The sequence below is a fragment of the Runella sp. R0.1_18 genome (assembly GCF_057652155.1).
Genome location: NZ_JBYFCK010000161.1, coordinates 1 through 232 on the forward strand (window position 1 = coordinate 1; position 232 = coordinate 232).

At 36.2% G+C, this 232-nt stretch carries 1 protein-coding gene; it reads left to right on the forward strand.

Annotated elements, in window-relative coordinates:
* Positions 1-8: 8 nt before the first annotated feature.
* The coding region (locus tag AC23P2_RS31460; RefSeq protein WP_487776845.1) for a helix-turn-helix domain-containing protein at positions 9-232 on the forward strand (224 nt) is incomplete at its 3' end.

Sequence of the window (232 nt, forward strand, 5' to 3'; positions counted from 1 at the left end):
AACCCTTTGTGGATTATGGTTATTACAAAGCATATATCTTTCTGAGAGATGAATTAGGGTTTAGAGTAGGTAAGTATTCAGTTTATAAGTTAATGAAAGAGAACGGTTTACTCCAATGCAGGTACACTGTTAGTTCTAAAATAGGAAGGCGTAATTGGGTCAAAGATTTGTTGCCACAGGTGGAAATCGCCTTCTGTTATCTTGAATTTGACCGCTGGTACTGTCTTAAAAT